Below are 13,388 nucleotides of genomic sequence, written 5' to 3'. Positions count from 1 at the left end.
TGACTGAATCCCCTTGTAGATTCCATTGGAGCCAAGCTTGTGGCCGAGCCCCAACAGGATCAACACGGATCAAGACAGAGCGCGACGGACCCAGTGATAGGCTTTGACCGCCACGAACACGCCCAAGACGGCACCGCCGACCAGGCCCACCGGTGCCAGTTGAGCGGTGATGTCCGCCACCGGACCGGTAACGTCGATCGCCGTACCAACGGCAAACGCGGGAGCGCCAAGCAGAGACGCCGCGCCAAAAGCGAGAGAACCCAGAATCTTTTTCACAATAAAACTCCTTCAAACAGTGCGAAAGTGCACCGGGTAGCGGATGGCATCTCTCGACGTTGACCCGCTAACCGCTACGCTTTAAGCCTCCCGCTCGACCTCCGCAACATCGCCGATATTCAAAGCCCGAATCAGCATCCTGAAACCAAACCCCAGAGCCCACACGCTCAACACGGCACCGGCAATAAGGCCGCCGCTCGCCATGTCCAAATTGAACGGCGAGGGCTGATTTACTGCGTTCCAGTCCGTTGCCGTGATCAAGACGTAGGACCCGGCAGGGCAGTCAACCCCCGCGCCCACGTCGGTAATCTTCAAGAGGTAGTCCACCCCTTCGGTGTAAGGTCCACCGCCGCGAGTGAACAGGCGAGGCGAGCCCGTTATGACAGACTGCGGTACCGTGTAGAACATCGACCAGGAGCTGGCGCAGATCATGATGAAACCCCGGTCACCGGGTAGTCGTTTCCCGTGCCAAGCCGATCCAGGTCAATCAGCACGGGCTGGTCATCGGCTTCGCAGTTGTCGGTAACAAGCTGAAATGCCGTTTCAACATCCGAGACGACACCGCCACCGGCTTCGCGCAAGTCAGCCACCCATTCAGGTTCCCCGCCTGTAAGGGAAGGGCACAGGAACAGGCCCGTTGCCTTGGATTGAATCAGCAGGCGCATGATTTAGCCGCCCTTGGCAGCCCCAGGACGAACCGTTTCAAGAGGCTTAATGTCAACAAGCGTGAGCTTGACGCCGGAGCCGCCCTGTACTTCCTTGATCGCTTCGACATCGAAGAACGCCGTCGCCTTGATCGGAAGCGATTTGCCCAGGTGGACCCACTTGTCAAACTCTGAGGCGTCACCGAACTTGAAAGGCCGCGTTACACAGCCAATGGACCGGCCCGCGCCGTTGTCTTTCAGATCGACTTCGAGATGGAACGTGGTGCTTGAGAAGGCTTTGCCTTCAAATGACCCGACCGATTCCTTGATCGCGTGAATGACCGCTTCGTTTTGCATTCGCATGATATTTTTCCTCTTCCCCTTGTTGACGGTTAAGCGAAAGCCGGGGAGCTTTCAACCGATGAAACACGATGAAAGGCACCTGTAAATGCCTTTTGAATTTCCGATGCACTGAACTTTTGAAGCCGACCAGGCTTGCGTGAATTTCCGATGACTTGCCACAGATCGTCAACGCCCAAATACTCGACAGCCACGGCCACCGATGCCGCCGCCGTCTGAACAAGCCAGCGCAAATTGCGGGTGCACTCGGCCTCAACGGTTTCAAGCGCCAGACGCCCCGTACATTTGACTTTTTCAGGGATAGCCAGTTGGTCGGCTTTCGCCAGGATGGAGGCATGCCACGCCGAAGCGCCCGCGAAGAAATCGGCAGGATGGCGCAGCATCCGTGTGCTCAACTCGCGCAGCTTGTTCCCGTAGCGAAGCTCAACGCGGAGCCACTCGGAGCCGGACTCTGGCCCGAAAAGCTGGTGTCCTTTTTCGTAGCAGTTGGTCTGCTTTCCGGCTTCCTTGGAGCCGAAATACAAGGAGCGCTCGATGCCTTCGGGCCAGCGACCTACCATGTTCGATTTCAGACGCTTGCCGCCAACATCGCACCGGCCCGCCTTGTAATCTTCAAGGATCGATTCAATGCCACCCGGCAACCCGTCGAAGAAGTCCAGCGCCAGGTCGCACCGCGTTAGATCACCGTTTCGCGCATCCACAATGTCGGCCAGGCGATCACGCCAGCCGCTGGCCGCAAATGTGCAGGCAGCGCCGAACAGATTGCAGTGAATGGTCGAGCTTTGGCTTTGCTGGCGCGGTGAATCACCAGACGCCAGGAAGCCGATCCAGCCGCACTCTGTCCCGTTGCGCTCGATGGCCCACCGGAAACGGTAGAAGTCATGACCTTTTTTGCGTTCATTGTTGACCGCGAAGTCAGGCCCGAGAGCCGCACCCACTTCGCATCCAAGCTCAAAAGCTTGAGTACTCACCGCGAATTCGTCATTCGGCAACTCAGCCAAGATTTGCGCCATGCGCTGGCCCCGTGCCACCTCATCCCAAAGGCCCGACTCCGCATGCGCTCTCAGAGGGAACAGGTTTTCAATGGAAGGAGCTGGCGAGAACTTGCGCCTCACGGTGAAACGAACCCAATCGACATGGACCGCCGTTTTTGACTCGACGCGCTCGGCTTGAAGTCTGAGCTTGACTTCGCTGCCATCCAGGACCAGAAGGTTTTTTGCTGCTCGGGTCATAGTGGCAAGCTCCCCTGATTGTTGTTATCCCCGTGATTACCATCGGGGTGGAGGCGCGAGCGGGCGGCGTCGGCGGCTTCGCTTCGCTCGACGCGCGCGCCGTTCGCGCCAGGCTCATCAACAGCGCCCCACAAAGGCAGGACGCGGGTGGCAACGGCCAAGCAATAGCACCCAAGGCTCAACTGAAAAACCGATTTTTGGGCATCTGACATCTTCGACATGCACGATTCAAGAGCCCGTGACACTTCGGACACCTCACGCACGACATCAACGTCAGCGACGGCTTGAATTTCCCCCCGCTGAGCCGCTGCCACGGCTAAGGCCAAACGAAGCGAAAGACCGCCAGCGGGAGGAAAACTAGAGCGATGTGTCATGATTCACACACCAAGGAGGAACGACGGATGAAAACAATTCCGCTTTTCGAGTTCTGGGGGCTGGTGGTCCTAGCGGGAATAGGACTAATTCGCGCAGCTTGGGACATCTGGGGACCCAAAGAAAAACAAGAGGCAAAACGCCTAGCAAATTGGGCAACGCCACAGCAACGACCAACACCGCCAGGAGAAGCACCAAAAGGATTCACCTGGATACTGGTGAAGACCGAAGACCTACAACCCAAAGAATGACCGCTGATGGCTCTGCGGTCCGCCTGAAATCCGGCCTCTGAGAACGATTTAGACATGACAGCGTCCTTTGCAAATGTCTACAAGACGTAGGCGATTTGAAATATAGACCTTCTACACAAGATGTAGGCAAATTATTTGATAAACTGCCTACAACGTGTGTACTTTATGCAACACAAGGAGACCTAGACCATGCAAACGACCATGAATCTGCTAGAGAAAGCGATTGAAATTAAGTCGATATCTGAATGGACAAGAAAATTAGGACTGTCACGACAGGCGCTTTACACAGCTCGTGATCGAGGAAATCTGAGCCCCGCAATTGCAGGATCACTCGCCGAGGAAATCGGCGAGGACTCAAAGGAATGGATAGTCATTGCCGCCCTTGAGTCAGAGCGCGAAAGCGCCTGTAAGGAACGAATGGTCCGCAAGTGGAAAAACGCAAGTCAGAACATGCGGAATCTGTAATGACCGACTCTGAGTTCATGGACCGTGCCGAAACTCTGCTCCGGTCCGTCGAGGCAAGCTGCGACCGTATCAATGAGCAGGATTGTGCGGATATTGACAATCAGCGCGTCGGCGGTATGGTGACGCTGGTATTTTCAAACCAGAGCCAAATCGTCGTCAATCTGCAAAAGCCCCTGCATGAAGTCTGGCTGGCGGCGAAATCTGGTGGTTATCACTACAAATTTGATGGTGAACGCTGGGTGGATACCAAAGGGCAGGGCGAGTTTTTTGGCAATTTGTCGCGTTTTGCCAGCGCGCAGGCGGCGTGCCCCCTGGTGTTCGCAGCGTCCGATCGGTCGTGCTAGCCTGAATGTTTCACGCTACACCACTGTACGTGCAGATTGGCGTTGATTTCGATGCTGGGCATGCCTGAAGTTGGCAACGTGTAGGCATTGGCCAGTCTTTGGGATGAAATCGAATGGGTTTAGTCACAATTGCCCCTGCCCCGGCTTGGGTTGCGGGCCTTGTTGAGGTCATCGTGCGGGCCAGGCACTGTATGAGGTTCAAGGCGAGCGCAACTCACGCATGGCGTGCGCAAAGATGCTGGCGCTGGGCCAGTTGGAGGCCAGATACAGGCGAATGCGCCGGGTGTTGCGCGTCACCACCGCTGCGAGCTTGAGCAGCTTGATGCGCAGCGTATCGACCTGGGCGGTGGCCAGGGCCGTACCCTGCAGCGCCAGCGCACGCAGGCGTTCAATCAACACGTAACCCAATGCGGCCAGCAGCATGCGTAGCTGATTACTTTGGAAATGCTGGCAACTCGTGCGTGTGGCAAATAAGCCGACCTGAGCTTCCTTGATCCGGTTCTCGGCCTCGCCGCGCTGGCAGTACAGATCGTCGTAGAGTGTCTGTGGTTGACCCATGAGGTTGGTCACCACGTAGCGCGGGTTGGTGCCTTGCTCGCCATACTCCAGCCTTGTGATCACCCGGCGTTCTTTGCTCCAACTCTGTGCGGCATAGACAAACTCACCGACCTCGCGCTGCTTGCATCCGGTGGCGACAAACTTCTGCCGCATGGCCAGTTCCAGGAATTCAGTGATGCTCTGTAGGCGCGGGTTACGAGCCAGACCAATGATGTAGTTCACACCGGCACGCTCGCAGTAGTTGATGATGCGCTGACGGCAAAAGCCCGAGTCGCCACGAAAGACGATGCGCACCTGGGGCCAAACCTGGCGCAGACGTTTGACCAGCAACTTCAAAATGGCGCCAGCGTGTTTTGCACCATCGATGCGGCTCGGACGCAGGTAGGCGCACAGCAACTGTTGACCGCAGAACACGTACAGCGGCAAATAGCAGTAGCTGTCGTAGTAGCCGTGAAAGAAGCGCCCCTCCTGCTGTCCGTACAGCGGGTTGTCGGTGGCGTCAAAGTCGAGCACCAGTTCCTCGGGTGCGGTTTTGAAACCGGCAATGAATTGCTCGACCAGCACTTGGTGCAACCGCCAAGCCGTTGCTCGATCAGCCCATTTCTCCAGACGACACAGCGTGGGGGCGCTGGCCACCTCGCGATCAACACCCACTGCCGTTTGCATCGCCACGTCTTGGCGCAGCGCGCCGTGGTCGTTCAAGTCTTCCCATCCAAGAGCCAAACCATAGACACGCTGGCGCAGCATATCGACAACGCGGTGTTTGGTCAGAAGGGGGGCTGCGCGGATCGGCGATGCAGCATGCCGCAGCCTCAATCAAGCCGAGCTTGCGGTCGGTGGCCCCCAGCAACATCACCCCGGCGTCACTGGTCATGCTGCCACCGTCAAAACGGCCCTCCACGACTCGTCGGCCAAGGTGGCCAAATTCGATCTTGCTTGTTTCAAATTCTTCGGTACAGTTTGGCATTGGCAGTCCCAGTTGTTGTTTGGCGTCGAATACCAATGACAACGCGCCTTCGGGCGGGACTGCCGACTCCTATAGGTGAAATTTACGGGCTAGGCGACCATCGGCTGGGGACGGGAGTCGACCTGCTGTGCAGTTTGCGGTCTGTCCCGCAAAAGTATTAGTTTCTAAACAAATCGAGGATTTTTTTCTTCTCGTCGGTCGCTGGCAAGGGTTGAATGTCGGAGCCGGTTGGGGTCGTTGATTTGTCGGTTAGTCCCAGGCTGCTGATGCCGGCACCTTTTGCGTACTCGTCATAAAACCACTCGCCGCCTGAATTGATGACGCCTTCGGGCGCGCTGGGTTCCATGACCGGGACGTTTTTCAACGCATGTTCCATGAACCGGATCCACACCGGCAAGCTCAAGCCGCCGCCGGTTTCGCGGTCCCCGAGTTTGTGCGGTGTGTCGTAGCCGATCCAGGTGACTGCAGCCAAGGTTGGCTGGAATCCGGCAAACCAGGCATCCATGGAATCGTTGGTGGTGCCGGTTTTTCCATACAAGTCAGGTCGCTTCAGTATTGCTTGCGCGGAGGCGGCAGTACCGGAGCGGGTAACTGTTTGTAACAAACTGTCCATGATGAAGGCGTTGCGCGCATCTATGGCGCGCAGTGACTCGTCCAGCACCGGTGGTTTGGTTTCCAGCAGGACCTTGCCCTGTTGCTCCGTGACCTTGGCTATCAACCAGGGATTGATGCGGTAGCCGCCGTTGGCGAAGACCGAGTAGGCCGAAGCCATCTGCAAGGGGGTGACGGATCCGGCGCCCAGTGCCATGGTCAGATAAGCGGGGTGCTTGTCTCCATCGAAGCCAAAGCGGGTGATCCATTCCTGGGCGTTCTGCGCGCCCACGGCTTGCAGAATACGGATCGAAATCATGTTCTTTGATTTGGCCAGACCCTGACGCATGGTCATCGGCCCTTCAAATTTTCCGTCGTAATTTTTCGGCTCCCAGGGTTGCCCGCCGGTTACGTCGGCGTCGAAAAAGAGCGGTGCATCGTTGATGATGGTGGCCGGGGTAAAGCCCTTCTCCAGGGCGGCGGAATAGATAAATGGCTTGAAGCTCGAACCGGGTTGACGCCAGGCTTGGGTGACGTGGTTGAATTTGTTCTTTTCAAAATCGAATCCGCCGACCAGCGCCTTGATTGAGCCGTCGCGCGGATCAAGTGCCACAAACGCACCTTCAACTTCCGGAAGCTGGGTAATCTCCCAAGTGTTTTTAGGTGTTTTGACGACCCGTATGACGGCGCCGCGTCGAATTTTGATGTTGGGCGGAGCTTTGTCCGACAGACCCGATTGCACGGGTTTCAGACCGTCCCCGGTAATTTCGATGGTTTCTCCGTTCTGGCGAATGGCCTTGACCTTCTTGTTGTCCACCTCCAGCGCTACCGCCGCCATCACGTCCCCATTGTCCGGGTGCTCGTCCAACGCGTCATCAATGGCATCATCAAGTTCCTGCGGATTCGACGGCAGGGTGACATATTTCTCGGGGCCGCGGTAAATTTGATGACGTTCAAAGTCCATGATTCCGCGCCGCAGTGCTTTGTATGCAGCATCCTGGTCCGCCGCTCGCAGCGTGGTGTAAACGTTCAGGCCGCGAGTGTAGATTTCATCACCATATTGCGCAAACATTAACAGGCGTACGGTTTCAGCCACGTACTCCGCATGCACCTTCGAGTTGTCTGAGCTGGACTTGACTTTCAGTTCTTCCTTTTTTGCGGCCAGCGCCTGCTCAGCCGTGATGAAGCCGTTTTCCTGCATTCGTTCAATGATATGAAGCTGGCGTGCGCGGGCCCGCTTGGGGTTGCTGATCGGGTTGTAGGCGGAAGGTGCCTTGGGTAGTCCCGCCAGCATGGCGGCCTCGGCAATAGTGAGGTCTTTCAGGGGCTTGTCAAAGTAAGCTTCCGCGGCAGCGGCAAAACCGTAGGCACGGTTCCCCAGGAAAATCTGGTTCATGTAAATCTCAAGGATCTGGTCCTTGGTCAACATATGTTCGAGCTTGAAAGTCAGCAGGATTTCGTAGATTTTGCGGGTGTAGGTTTTCTCCGAAGACAGATAGACATTGCGTGCCACTTGCATGGTGATGGTGGATGCGCCCTGGCTTTTCAAGTGTCCCAGGTTGGCCAGAGCAGCGCGCAAAACGCCCTTGTAGTCAACCCCGCCATGTTCGTAAAAGCGTGCGTCTTCGATCGCCAGGACAGCGTCGGTCATGACCTTCGGAATATCCTTGATTGGGGTTAGATGTCTGCGTTCTTCGCCATACTCTCCAATCAGGGTGCCCTCCGCCGAGAACACGCGCAAGGGTAGTTTTGGACGGTAGTCAGACAGGTCTGAAATATCGGGCAGGTTCGGGAACGCCACCGCCAGTGCGAGGGCAACAAGGATCAGGACGGACGCCATCCCCGCCAGAAGTAGGCCGCCGGCGGACAACGCAATGCGCAACAGCCAGTTCGCCGCACCGGGGCGCGGATTGGAATTGGGGGGAGGGCTGGGTTCGCCAGTCGATGGTTTGGAGGGCATAAAAACTTGGTGGAAACGCTTCGTCATTGTAAAAACGATGTTTTTGCCGCTTTGGCGCGGTAGTATCCACTATTGTTGCGAGTTCGCTGGTCGATGTCTGCTCGGGGGCGAATCTACGTTACATCAGCATACAAAGCGTCTACTTTTGACAACGTTCAAAATTCCACAAATTCGGAAAAGTCTTTGCTGGACAAGGTGCTTACTGCTAGTATTGAAGTGATTTCTTAAGTTTTGCTGATCGTCGATTGGCCTCTTTCAGGGGATAGTTTTGATCTCTTTGGGATCTTTGTTTAGTCGTCAACCCGCGCCTATGTTGGGTTTGGACGTCAGTTCTTCGAGTGTCAAACTGGTTGAACTGGGTCAGGATAAGGCCGGTAACCTGGTGCTTGAGCGTTGTGCTATTGAGCCGCTTGAGCGCGGCTGGATTACGGATGGCAACATAGAAAAGTTCGACGAAGTCGCTGAAGCGGTTCGTCGATTGGTGAAAAAAAGTGGGACCAAAGCCAAGAATGTGGCAATGGCCTTGCCGCCATCGGCCGTCATTACGAAAAAAATTGTTCTTCCAGGTGGCATGTCTGATCAGGAACTGGAAATACAGGTTGAAACCGAGGCTAACCAGTACATCCCGTTTCCCTTGGATGAGGTAAGTCTTGATTTCTGTGTGGTGGGACCCAGTGCCACTTCCGCCGGAGATATTGAAGTTCTCATTGCCGCGTCACGCAAGGAGAAGGTGCAGGATATTCAGGGGTTGGCAGAGGCGGCTGGGTTGAAGCCCGTGATTGTGGACGTGGAGTCTTATGCATCGCGACTGGCGACCAATCGCCTGATTGAAAATCTTCCCAACAAAGGTGTTGGCAGCATTGTTGCCTTGTTTGAGGTGGGGGCGCTTACTACCAGCATGCAGGTTATTCGCAACGACGAGGTTTTGTATGACCGGGACCAAGCGTTTGGCGGCGCCCAACTGACGCAGTTGATTGTGCGCCAGTACGGGTTTTCCCTGGAAGAGGCTGAAAGTAAAAAACGAAGCGGTGAATTACCGGAAGACTATGAATCCAGCGTACTGCATCCGTTCGTTGAAAGCATGGTGCATGAAATTGGCCGTGCCTTGCAGTTTTTCTTTACCAGCACACCGCATAACAAGGTTGACTGTGTCATGTTGGCCGGCGGCTCGGCAGCGTTGCCGGGCTTGACCGCAGCGGTGACGGAGCATACCTCTTTCCCTTGCAGCCTGGTGAATCCGTTTGACGGTATGGAGCTTGGGTCAGGCGTTCGTTTGAAGAAGATGACACGTGAGGCGCCATCCTACCTCACCGCCTGCGGACTGGCGTTGCGGAGGTTTATGCAGTGATCCTGATCAATCTGCTCCCGCACCGCGAGGCGGCCCGCAAAAAGCGCCAGGATGTATTTAACGTCAGTTTGGGGGTTTCCGCCCTTATTGGGGGTCTGCTGGCCGGCGTTATTTTCCTGTGGTATCAGGCTCAGATATCTGCGCAGCAAGGAATAAATCAGATTCTGCAAAATGAAGTCAAGATTTTCGATATACAAATCAAGGATATAGCTGGCCTCGAGGCTGAAATCACCGCACTGCGGGCGCGTCAGCAGGCGGTGGAAGATTTGCAGGCAGATCGAAATTTACCGGTTCACCTGCTGACGGAACTTGTCAAGCAACTGCCCGATGGCGTTTACATCGCCAGCATGCGCCAGGAAAACCAGAATGTGACACTGCAAGGCGTCGCGCAATCGAACGAGCGGGTGTCTGAGCTATTGCGAAACTTGGGCAACAATACACCCTGGTTTTCCAGGCCAGAGTTGGTGGAGATTGTGGCTGGCTCGGTCGCACTGTCGCCCAGGGATCAGCGTCGCGTTGCCAATTTCACAATTCGGGTTCGTTTGACGCGTGCCAGCGAGGCTGAAAAAATGCGCGCCTCGGCCGGCGCCACAGTTTCGCAGGTCGCGGCCTCAACTCCTGTCAAGAAATAGGGGCCTGGCGTTATGGCAAGCAAACTTTCATTGAAACTGGATCTGGCCCCATGGCGGGACAAATTGCTGGCGCAATTCCGCAATCTTGATCCCAAGGACCCTTCCAACTGGCCGGCGCTCCCGCGCTATGCCTTGTTTGTGGGCATCGCCATTTCGTTCGTTGTGGTGCTATGGTTTTTGTGGCTCAATTCCTCGCAGCTTGAGTTGGAAGCGGAACACGCCAAGGAAGTCAAGTTGCGCGACGAGTACAAGCTAAAACTGGGTAAGGCGGTTAATCTTGAAACGCTCAAAAAACAGCGCGAGCAGGTGCAGCAGTATGTCACGCAGTTGGAGAAGCAATTACCGAGCAAGGCCGAAATGGACGCATTGCTGTCGGACATTAACCAGGCTGGTTTGGGCCGCAGTCTGCAGTTTGACCTGTTCCGGCCAGGGCAAGTTGCTGTCAAGGATTACTATGCCGAGTTGCCCATAGCCGTGCGTGTAACCGGGCGTTATCACGATATTGGTGCTTTTGCATCGGACATTGCCAATCTGTCTCGCATTGTGACGCTCAATGGCATCGCCATTGTGCCGGCTAAGGACGGATCTTTGACGATGGATGCTACGGCCAAGACCTTTCGGTATCTCGATGCCGACGAGGTTGCCATACAGCGCAAGGCGGCAGCACCGAAAGAGGCCAAGAAATGAAGCATGGGTGTCGACTGGTTCTCGCTGCCATGGTTCTGACCCTTGCTGGCTGCAGCGTCTCGGGTGAAGATGAATTGCGGCAATGGATGACTGCGCAAAGAAGTCAGAGCCGGCCCAAGGTAAGTCCAATTTCCGAGCCCAAGCAATTCAAGCCCGAAAGTTATAACCAAGTTACGGCGATGGAGCCTTTCAGTAACCAAAAACTGACGCAGGCCCTCAAGCGCGAGTCGACTCAAGCAACCGCCAATGGCGCCTTGCTCGCGCCTGAGTTGGCGCGCCGCAGGGAGGCCTTGGAGTCGTTTCCCCTGGACGCGATGACACTGGTGGGAAGCTTGACCAAGGAGGGGCAGCCGGTTGCGCTGGTGAAAGTTGAGAATTTGTTGTACCAGGTGCGACCTGGCAACTATCTTGGACAGAATTATGGTCGTGTGACCAAGATCGCCGAGACCGAGGTCACGTTGCGCGAAATTGTGCAAGACGCTAGCGGCGAATGGATTGAACGCACTGCTACTTTGCAGCTGCAAGAGAGGTCGAAATGAACTATCGGAACAATTGGGTCGCTAGGCGACTGTGGCAACGGCTAGGCTTGGCCGTGGGGCTCATGGTGGCGGCTCTTGTCGTGCAGGCCCAGACCGCCATTGAAGCTGTATCGGGGTCTATTCAAGGGGGTGTCGAGGTCGTCAGGATCGATTTGACTCAACCGCTAGGGACCGTTCCGAGTGGATTTTCAATCCAGTCGCCAGCCAGAATTGCACTTGATTTCCCCGGCATATCGAACGCCATGGGTCGTTCCACCGTTGAGGTCAACCAGGGTAATTTGAGATCGGTGAATGTTGTGCAAGCCGGGGACCGGACGCGCGTGGTACTTAATCTAAAGCAGGCCACTCCTTACAAAATGCAGTTGCAGGGCAAATCCCTGCTGGTGGTACTGGATGCGGTGGCGGTGGCGTCAGCACCAGCGACCGCGGCACCTGTTTTTGCGGAAAGTCGCAGTCGCGACAACTTGCCACTTAAAGATCTGGATTTTCGTCGTGGCGACGAGGGCGCTGGCAGAGTTGTGGTCGACTTGCCGAACAATCAGGTTGGCGTGGATATTCGCCAGCAAGGGCAAACTCTGGTCGTCGAGTTCATGAAATCGACTTTGCCCGAGGGCATGCGGCGGCGTCTGGATGTCACTGATTTTGGCACTCCGGTACAAACTGTGACGACCTTTCAGGTCGGTGACCGCGTGCGCATGGTGATTGAGCCCAAGGGACAGTGGGTTCACAGCGCCTACCAAAGCGATGAACAGTTTGTGGTGGAAGTCAAACCGCTCAGAATTGATCCGTCCAAATTGACCCAGGGACCGGGTTATAGCGGGCAAAAACTGTCGCTCAATTTCCAGAACATCGAGGTTCGGTCCCTGTTGCAAGTCATCGCCGACTTCACCAACTTCAACATCATCACTTCCGACTCGGTCACGGGTGGGGTAACCCTGCGCCTGCAGGATGTGCCATGGGATCAGGCCCTGGACATCATTTTGCAGGCCAAGGGGCTGGGCATGCGCAAGACCGCCAACGTGATCTGGATTGCACCGAAGGATGAAATTATCGCCAAGGAAAAACTGGAACTGGAGTCCAAGGCTGCCGTGCTCAACCTGGAGCCGGTTCGTACCCAGTCTTTCCAGATGAACTATGCCAAGGCGGAGGACATCGCAAAACAGTTGACCGGTGCCGGCGGCGGCGAGAAGAGTTCGGGGCGCACCTTGAGTCCGCGTGGGAGTGCGACGGCTGACCCGCGGACCAATCAACTCTTCGTGACTGACGTCGCGTCCCGGCTGGAGCAAGTGCAGCAACTGCTGCAGAAGCTTGATGTCGCCGTGCGGCAGGTCATGATCGAGGTGCGCATCGTTGAGGCCAACGATACTTTTGGGAAGTCGCTGGGGGTCAAGTTTGGGGCTACCGACCTGAGAGCAAATAGAGGGGGTGACGGCGGTTACCAGTTGTCGGGCGACAACCGCATTGCCTTTGGCACCAGTTACAGCGATGTGGTGGCTGCCAGCGGTGCCGGCGGAACGGTCAATACGTCGGGCAACTTTGTGAACATGCCGGCCAGTGGCATGGGGATGGGCAACGTCGCCACTTTTGGCGTGTCGATTTTCAACGCCGTTGCCAACCGTTTCCTGAATCTTGAAATTTCCGCGCTGGAGGCAGACAGCAAGGGTCGTGTTGTGTCGAGCCCGCGCGTGGTAACGGCCGACGGCAAGAAAGCGTCCATCAAACAGGGTGAGCAAATTCCCTACCAAACCTGCCCGGCTGGCGGTACCACCGGCTGTACCACCTCTTTCAAGGATGCCAATTTGAGACTTGAGGTGACGCCTCAAATTACGCCCGAGGGCACGGTCATCATGGACCTGGACGTCAGCAAGGACGTGAAGGGTGCCGAGACCCTGACTGCCGGCCCAGCAATCAACGTCAAGAATATCGTTACGCAAGTACTTGTGGACAACGGCGGCACGGTCGTGATCGGTGGTATTTTTGAACTTCAGGAGCAAGGCGACGAGGCCAAGGTGCCCTGGTTTGGGGACTTGCCGGGGGTCGGTAATTTGTTCAAGAACAAATCGAAAACGCAGGTCAAGAAGGAACTTCTGGTGTTTGTGACGCCAAGAATCATCACCGACAAGGCCGCTACGCGTTGAGCTGAAAATGAATCGCAGGAAGAA

The 13,388-nt window shown here is 56.0% G+C and carries 14 protein-coding genes and 1 pseudogene; 8 read left to right on the top strand and 7 right to left on the bottom strand.

Going from position 1 to position 13,388, the window contains the following annotated elements:
* Positions 1 to 69 precede the first annotated feature (69 nt).
* The 5 genes from PHS32_RS07870 to PHS32_RS07850 form a co-directional block, all read right to left on the bottom strand.
* Positions 70 to 276, bottom strand: a complete 207-nt coding sequence (locus PHS32_RS07870) for a major capsid protein (protein ID WP_301078375.1) — start codon at positions 274 to 276, stop codon at positions 70 to 72.
* 81 nt (positions 277 to 357) lie between these two features.
* Positions 358 to 708: a hypothetical protein gene (locus PHS32_RS07865; RefSeq protein ID WP_301078374.1), complete on the bottom strand. Its 351-nt coding sequence runs from the start codon at positions 706 to 708 to the stop codon at positions 358 to 360.
* On the bottom strand, positions 705 to 941 hold the full coding sequence (locus tag PHS32_RS07860; protein WP_301078373.1) for a hypothetical protein: 237 nt from the start codon (positions 939 to 941) through the stop codon (positions 705 to 707). The genes PHS32_RS07865 and PHS32_RS07860 overlap by 4 nt, the downstream gene beginning before the upstream one ends.
* Before the next feature lie 3 nt (positions 942 to 944).
* Entirely contained in the window at positions 945 to 1,283 is a 339-nt protein-coding gene (locus PHS32_RS07855) for a hypothetical protein (RefSeq protein ID WP_301078372.1), read from the bottom strand.
* Between the two features lie 29 nt (positions 1,284 to 1,312).
* Positions 1,313 to 2,512, bottom strand: a complete 1,200-nt coding sequence (locus tag PHS32_RS07850) for a replication initiation factor domain-containing protein (protein ID WP_301078371.1) — start codon at positions 2,510 to 2,512, stop codon at positions 1,313 to 1,315.
* Positions 2,513 to 2,913: 401 nt separating this feature from the next.
* Between PHS32_RS07850 and PHS32_RS07845 the strand changes: the two genes are divergently transcribed.
* The 3 genes from PHS32_RS07845 to cyaY all read left to right on the top strand — a co-directional run bounded on the left by PHS32_RS07845 (position 2,914) and on the right by cyaY (position 3,944).
* The gene (locus PHS32_RS07845) at positions 2,914 to 3,135 is read left to right on the top strand and encodes a hypothetical protein (protein WP_301078370.1); all 222 of its coding nucleotides are present in this window, start codon (positions 2,914 to 2,916) and stop codon (positions 3,133 to 3,135) included.
* 189 nt (positions 3,136 to 3,324) lie between these two features.
* Complete coding sequence (locus PHS32_RS07840) at positions 3,325 to 3,600, top strand: hypothetical protein (RefSeq protein WP_301078369.1); 276 nt, start codon at positions 3,325 to 3,327, stop codon at positions 3,598 to 3,600.
* A complete protein-coding gene (gene cyaY, locus PHS32_RS07835) occupies positions 3,600 to 3,944 on the top strand; it encodes an iron donor protein CyaY (protein ID WP_301078368.1) in 345 nt (114 codons plus the stop codon). The genes PHS32_RS07840 and cyaY overlap by 1 nt, the downstream gene beginning before the upstream one ends.
* 198 nt (positions 3,945 to 4,142) lie before the next feature.
* On the opposite strand, the pseudogene PHS32_RS07830 reads toward cyaY, so the two are convergent.
* Both PHS32_RS07830 and PHS32_RS07825 read right to left on the bottom strand, forming a co-directional pair.
* Positions 4,143 to 5,469, bottom strand: a pseudogene (locus PHS32_RS07830) (IS1380 family transposase).
* A 157-nt stretch (positions 5,470 to 5,626) separates the two neighbouring features.
* Entirely contained in the window at positions 5,627 to 7,900 is a 2,274-nt protein-coding gene (locus tag PHS32_RS07825; protein WP_301078427.1) for a penicillin-binding protein 1A, read from the bottom strand.
* Positions 7,901 to 8,288: 388 nt separating this feature from the next.
* On the opposite strand from PHS32_RS07825, the gene PHS32_RS07820 reads away from it, so the two are divergent.
* From PHS32_RS07820 to PHS32_RS07800, 5 genes are all read left to right on the top strand, one after another.
* Complete coding sequence (locus PHS32_RS07820; RefSeq protein WP_301078367.1) at positions 8,289 to 9,368, top strand: pilus assembly protein PilM; 1,080 nt, start codon at positions 8,289 to 8,291, stop codon at positions 9,366 to 9,368.
* Positions 9,365 to 10,000 carry a PilN domain-containing protein gene (locus PHS32_RS07815; RefSeq protein ID WP_301078366.1) on the top strand — a complete coding sequence of 212 codons (636 nt, stop codon included), beginning with the start codon at positions 9,365 to 9,367 and terminating at the stop codon, positions 9,998 to 10,000. The genes PHS32_RS07820 and PHS32_RS07815 overlap by 4 nt, the downstream gene beginning before the upstream one ends.
* Before the next feature lie 12 nt (positions 10,001 to 10,012).
* The gene (locus PHS32_RS07810; protein ID WP_301078365.1) at positions 10,013 to 10,687 is read left to right on the top strand and encodes a type 4a pilus biogenesis protein PilO; all 675 of its coding nucleotides are present in this window, start codon (positions 10,013 to 10,015) and stop codon (positions 10,685 to 10,687) included.
* Positions 10,688 to 10,716: 29 nt separating this feature from the next.
* Complete coding sequence (locus PHS32_RS07805; protein WP_301078364.1) at positions 10,717 to 11,226, top strand: pilus assembly protein PilP; 510 nt, start codon at positions 10,717 to 10,719, stop codon at positions 11,224 to 11,226.
* A 62-nt stretch (positions 11,227 to 11,288) separates the two neighbouring features.
* Positions 11,289 to 13,364: a type IV pilus secretin PilQ gene (locus PHS32_RS07800; RefSeq protein WP_301078426.1), complete on the top strand. Its 2,076-nt coding sequence runs from the start codon at positions 11,289 to 11,291 to the stop codon at positions 13,362 to 13,364.
* Positions 13,365 to 13,388: the final 24 nt, after the last annotated feature.

This window comes from Rhodoferax sp., from assembly GCF_028714215.1.
GTDB lineage: Bacteria > Pseudomonadota > Gammaproteobacteria > Burkholderiales > Burkholderiaceae_C > Rhodoferax.
This window is presented reverse-complemented; position numbering and strand designations above follow the sequence as displayed.